The sequence below is a fragment of the Chryseobacterium sp. 2TAF14 genome (assembly GCF_052115105.1).
Classification (GTDB): domain Bacteria; phylum Bacteroidota; class Bacteroidia; order Flavobacteriales; family Weeksellaceae; genus Chryseobacterium.
Window position 1 is genome coordinate 1 of the sequence record NZ_JBFRGA010000213.1, and the last position, 4,971, is coordinate 4,971.

Below are 4,971 nucleotides of genomic sequence, written 5' to 3' on the forward strand. Positions count from 1 at the left end.
CAATTACAGTTTCTACGTCTTTATTTTTAAAAATAGATTTTCTAAACTCAAATTTTTTAGTTCCATCAAAAATTTTCTTCGCAAATTCAGGTTTAATCGACAATACTACTTTCATTTTCCAATATTTCTATATGCGAATTTAACTATTTTTTTAAACTGTTCGTCATTCAACTTGTAGAATCCTATACCTAAACTACTTGGATTTTCTAATACTCCTATATCAATTAAATTCTTTAAAGTGGGCTTGGGAGTAGGAAAAGAAAAAGCATGTAAAAAATTAATAATAAATGGTTTATAGTCTCCTTTTTTATTCCACCACTTATTTAGTAAGTCATCTTTATTTATTAAGGTCCTTCTATTACAGCTATTAAAAAAATCTTCAAAATTTTTAAAATCAGTCTTAATACCTTCGACGATACAAATTGATGTAATTGTACTGGAATGAATTTTGGGATCAGTTTCTCCAATTCTATAAACTAAAAATATGTCTCCAGATTTTAAATTTCGCTGTGGAGAGTGAGATATATATACTTTTCCAATCCTGTTTCTGTGCGGGGCATTTTCTTGATAAAGAGTTTTGTCTTCTTTTGTATTTATACTATCTGGAAATAGTTCAGTATGATATTGAGGCTCTATTTTAATAATATATTTATCAGTCTCTTTTGAGAAAAAAGGAAAGCTAATTCTTGGATTATTGATATCGATTATATTTTTTTTAGAGAAAGGTTTAACATAGACTTTCTCTTCACCATTTGAAGTAGTTTTTATCCCATGATAGATGAATCCCCATTCTTCTAACATTTCAATTAGATGTATTTGTTCTGGTCTTCTATCAAAAATAGTTACATAAATTTCATCAACTTTATACTGAAAAGCATTATCAAACACTATTTTTAAAAATCTTTCACCAATTTTATATCCATTTCCAGTAACCTTTAATGTTCCTATTTTCAACCTTCTTTTGGTTTTAAATGCAGGAGAAATATTTGAATAGTCTTCGCCCTTATCTTCTACTTTAATAAAGAGAAATGCAGATAAAATACCGTCGCTGTTACATATATAACATGGATTTTCTGTCTTTTTATTGAACCACCACTCAAATTCAGAATAATCTTGTTTGAAAGAATCAAAAAAAGGATCTGATAAATCAATTTGTCCGAAATCAGCTTGTTTAACAGCTAATATATCATATGGAACTAAACTGGGATTTTCAGCTATTATCTTTTCAAGAAATTTTTGAATGGTAAAGACTCTATCATTAATATTTAAAGCTTCTGCTTTTTTATGAATCTTTTTATCTTCTGAAATAAGAATATCTATGCGATTTTCAAATATATATTTTAATAAATTTTCAAGGTCTTGATTTAAAATGAATAAAGGTTTTTTAAGATATTCAGCTAAGAATTTTGCATATTTTAGTTCTTCATCTTGAAAATGGACTAAGAATTTTAAATCATAAAATTTACAGTCTCTTTGTTCCAACCTTTTTTTTATCTCAGTTGGTTCATCAATTTTTATGCTTAATGATATAGGATTAATCTTTTCAAAAGTTTCAAGGGTAACTTTTTCAATTTCATCTTGCTTGTTTATAAGACAATAATGACCATCCAAAAGGAATTGATTCTCATTAGTCACAATCTGTTCTAAATTAACGATAAGTTTATTTTGCGTAAAAGTAATGTTATCAACTTTCTTATTTTCTTTATAGCTAATATCTTCCCATTTTAAAACCTTGCTCGCTTCAAGATGGATTAAGCTTGACTTAGAAAGTATTTTTTCAGCTGTAGTACCTTTACCTGAACCATGTATTCCACCCAGAAAATATATATTATCAAACATGTCACTTAAGTTTTAGGCTTATTGGGTTGCCTTAATTTTTACGGAAGGCTTTCAATATTAGTTTTTTACAAATGTATATAATCTTATTTAGTTTATTTTATGGATTCCCGTAAATTTTAATTACTAAATTATTTTTCCTAAAAAAAATTTCTAAAAAATTTATTCACACTCAAATTCCCCTCTAAAAACCCTCACTGGTCTTTAGGGAAACAAGAATCCCCCGCCACCTTTTTAAGAAAACAAAAATTTTACAGGAACAATTATAAATTCAAGTTGAAAGCTGGGTTATTTGTGCTGTGCAATTTCAATTCTTGTGGTGTTATTTCTAACTCAAAATCAAAAACAATGGTAAGAATTATCAATTACAAAAAAAGAGTAGCAGAGAACAAGGAATTCTTTGTACTTGAAGTTTCAGGAGGGATTGAAATGGTATTAAGTAAAACTACAGGAATGTATTATGCCACTTCTAAGAAAGCTACTATTACATCTACATTCGATGAAGAAACCTGTAAATCCTTAATTGGCTCAGAATTTCCTGGTTCAATTGTAAAAGAAGAATGTGAGCCTTATGAGTACACTATTCAAGATACAGGAGAAATTATTACATTGTCACACAGGTATGTTTACAGAGCAGAAGAAATCATAACTTCTAAAGTATATTCAGCTCCGGACAACTTTGCAATGGTTGATTAAATTTCCTAAAATGTCCAAATTTTACTGTTGAGTCTTATATAGGTTCAGGTAAAATCTGGACATTTTTATTTTTTAGTATCATATATTCCGAAATAAAATCTTGAAACTTTTCTGGTTAACCTGCACAAAATTTTCTTTTATACAATATAGTGTAAGGAAAAAATGTGCAGGAAAATTTAACTGTACCTGGAAAGATGATATTCAACTCCAAATTTAGTACGGAAGATTTTCAATTTTATTTATCCTTACTTGAAGGTACCTGGAGAATAAACATGCATGGTTACTTTAAAAACAACAAAATACACGATTTCCCTTATCCAGGTTTGATAGAAGGATATGTATAAATAGCTAAAACTTATTCAGGTAAAGTTTTGAACTTTAGAATCTCAAAAGTCTCAATTTCTAACTTTTGAGCAATAATGTGCAATGTATATGCAGTAGGGTTGGTATTTCCAGCTTCTAACCTCGACATATTAGATTTCTCAAAGTTGCATAAAGCAGCCAATTCAACTTGAGAAATATTCTTTTTTTCTCTAAGCTGTTTTATACGCTTTCCTATTGCAACTTGATATTCTTTCTTATCCACTTTGGCTGAATTAAACAATAAATTAGAATGCACTTTAACTACGGAAAACCGTAAGAAAAGGTGATAAACTCTAACTCTATTTGTTTATTAATATTAATAGCCAAAAGTGGTCATAAATGATAATTATGTGGTTATCATAAATGATACATTTACTATATTTGAAAAACTTTAAAACTAATTAAATGAATAAATTTTTATTTGTCACATTATGCTTAGTTAGCTTTACAAAAATAAATGCTCAATCTTATGGCACTGAAACAGAAGCTGGTTTCTATCTTGTAACCTCAAATGACGACGGAGACTTATATTATGTAAAAACAGAAAAAGCCAGTAGAAGCCCATTATTGAATGACAAAATATATTCTGCCGAATATTGGGTTAAAATTGTAAAAGCTTCCAAAAAGATTAAAGGTAAGAATGGAAAATTAAGAACTGTTGCTGGAAATACCGAACTTCAATATTTTAAATGTTCTTGCTTGGATAAGACCTATTCACTTGAAGAAAGCCACGAATATAATTCCAAGGGAAAATTAGTGAAAAGTTTAATACCTCCTATAAGTAGTTCAGCTAAGGCTATTCCAGGTTCATTAGGAGAGGTTCTATTAAATGGTGTTTGTGGTATCATAAAATAGAAAATTATGGAATTATCCTTTACTGATACTTTATATTATGTATCTGCAATTATGATTGGAACTCCAACAATTTATTTCTTGACAAAATCAGGGTTTTCATTTCATGAAGAGAGAAAGAATGTTATTATCTCTTATATAATAGCAATAGTACTTATATTACTTACTATATCTTGTATTTTTGGGATAGATGAAACTACAATAAAGATGGGAAAATTATTTGGAAGTCTTATCAGATGTATGATTTACCTAATAATTGGATTAATCTTTTTTAGTATAATAATGATTATATTCATATTTCTAATAGCTGGTAACAAGAAAGAAGTAATTGAAAGCATAAGAGATAAATTCTTAAAAAATAGAAAAGGAATTGGAAGAAGAAATAAACAATTCAATAAGCAAACTAAAGCATCTCAATGACAATCCTTTTACATTGCAAAAGGTTGCATTTTGGTTATATGAATACAACGATTTATACAAAGAAGTTAAAAATTATTCCGAGAATCTTTGTGAGCAATGTCAAGAGTGGAAAGATGAAGGCTTGCCTTATGATTGTTTACAAGAAGCCAATTATTGTACTAAGAGATATAGGTATTTTAGTAACTTTTACGAAGAAGTTGAATATGGTATTAAGGTTCAGGAATTAGATGCAGTTTGTAAAGTTGCACTTGAAGAATATAAAACCTACAATAATGAGTCACAATTAAAAGAATGGTTGAAAAAGTACTTTGATATTGGTTACAATAAACTGGCTATTTTCTATTATGACCATTTGGATTATAGTGTTAATGATGATGAGGTAGTTCACCCACATTTTGGAAACTCGCCAATAGGAGAATTCGGAGTTTGTATTGATAGAAAGTATTATGAGAACATTATTGAATTTGATGATGTATTTAAAATGCTATTTTATGAAAGAAAAATATATCCAGAAAAACTAAAAGAAATAGAAGAGGAAATGCAGAAGATAGTTGCACCTATGATTCCAATTCCTAAAATTGATTAACAGCCACCTTTGAGGTGGTTTTTTTATACCCTTACATTAATGAAAAACAACATTTATGATTACTTGATTTTTAAACTTGATAGTGAATATGCAGATTATGAATTTGACTTAATTTCTATTCCGCCTTATGAATTTATTGAGAATGGATTGTCATTAGAACCTTATGAATACTTTGGTGGGATACATGAGGTTTTAGAACTAAGAACAAAGTACATTCT

At 28.4% G+C, this 4,971-nt stretch carries 6 protein-coding genes; 4 read left to right on the top strand and 2 right to left on the bottom strand.

All coding sequences use genetic code 11. From position 1 onward, the window contains the following. Positions 1 to 111: 111 nt before the first annotated feature. A complete protein-coding gene (locus AB4Y90_RS16045; protein ID WP_441558584.1) occupies positions 112 to 1,839 on the bottom strand; it encodes an AAA family ATPase in 1,728 nt (575 codons plus the stop codon). 291 nt (positions 1,840 to 2,130) lie between these two features. On the opposite strand from AB4Y90_RS16045, the gene AB4Y90_RS16050 reads away from it, so the two are divergent. Further along, positions 2,131 to 2,532, top strand: coding sequence for a hypothetical protein (locus AB4Y90_RS16050; protein ID WP_441558585.1), 402 nt, complete (start codon positions 2,131 to 2,133; stop codon positions 2,530 to 2,532). A gap of 355 nt (positions 2,533 to 2,887) precedes the next feature. Here AB4Y90_RS16050 and AB4Y90_RS16055 read toward each other — a convergent pair whose 3' ends face one another. Continuing rightward, positions 2,888 to 3,118, bottom strand: coding sequence for a helix-turn-helix domain-containing protein (locus AB4Y90_RS16055; protein ID WP_072958016.1), 231 nt, complete (start codon positions 3,116 to 3,118; stop codon positions 2,888 to 2,890). A 182-nt stretch (positions 3,119 to 3,300) separates the two neighbouring features. On the opposite strand from AB4Y90_RS16055, the gene AB4Y90_RS16060 reads away from it, so the two are divergent. Genes AB4Y90_RS16060 through AB4Y90_RS16070 form a run of 3 tightly spaced genes read left to right on the top strand, consistent with a single transcriptional unit; the run spans position 3,301 to position 4,753 of the window. Continuing rightward, positions 3,301 to 3,750, top strand: coding sequence for a hypothetical protein (locus AB4Y90_RS16060; protein ID WP_441558586.1), 450 nt, complete (start codon positions 3,301 to 3,303; stop codon positions 3,748 to 3,750). A 6-nt stretch (positions 3,751 to 3,756) separates the two neighbouring features. Continuing rightward, complete coding sequence (locus AB4Y90_RS16065) at positions 3,757 to 4,167, top strand: hypothetical protein (RefSeq protein ID WP_441558587.1); 411 nt, start codon at positions 3,757 to 3,759, stop codon at positions 4,165 to 4,167. Then, positions 4,118 to 4,753, top strand: coding sequence for a hypothetical protein (locus AB4Y90_RS16070; protein WP_441558588.1), 636 nt, complete (start codon positions 4,118 to 4,120; stop codon positions 4,751 to 4,753). The genes AB4Y90_RS16065 and AB4Y90_RS16070 overlap by 50 nt, the downstream gene beginning before the upstream one ends. The last annotated feature ends 218 nt before the right edge of the window (positions 4,754 to 4,971 follow it).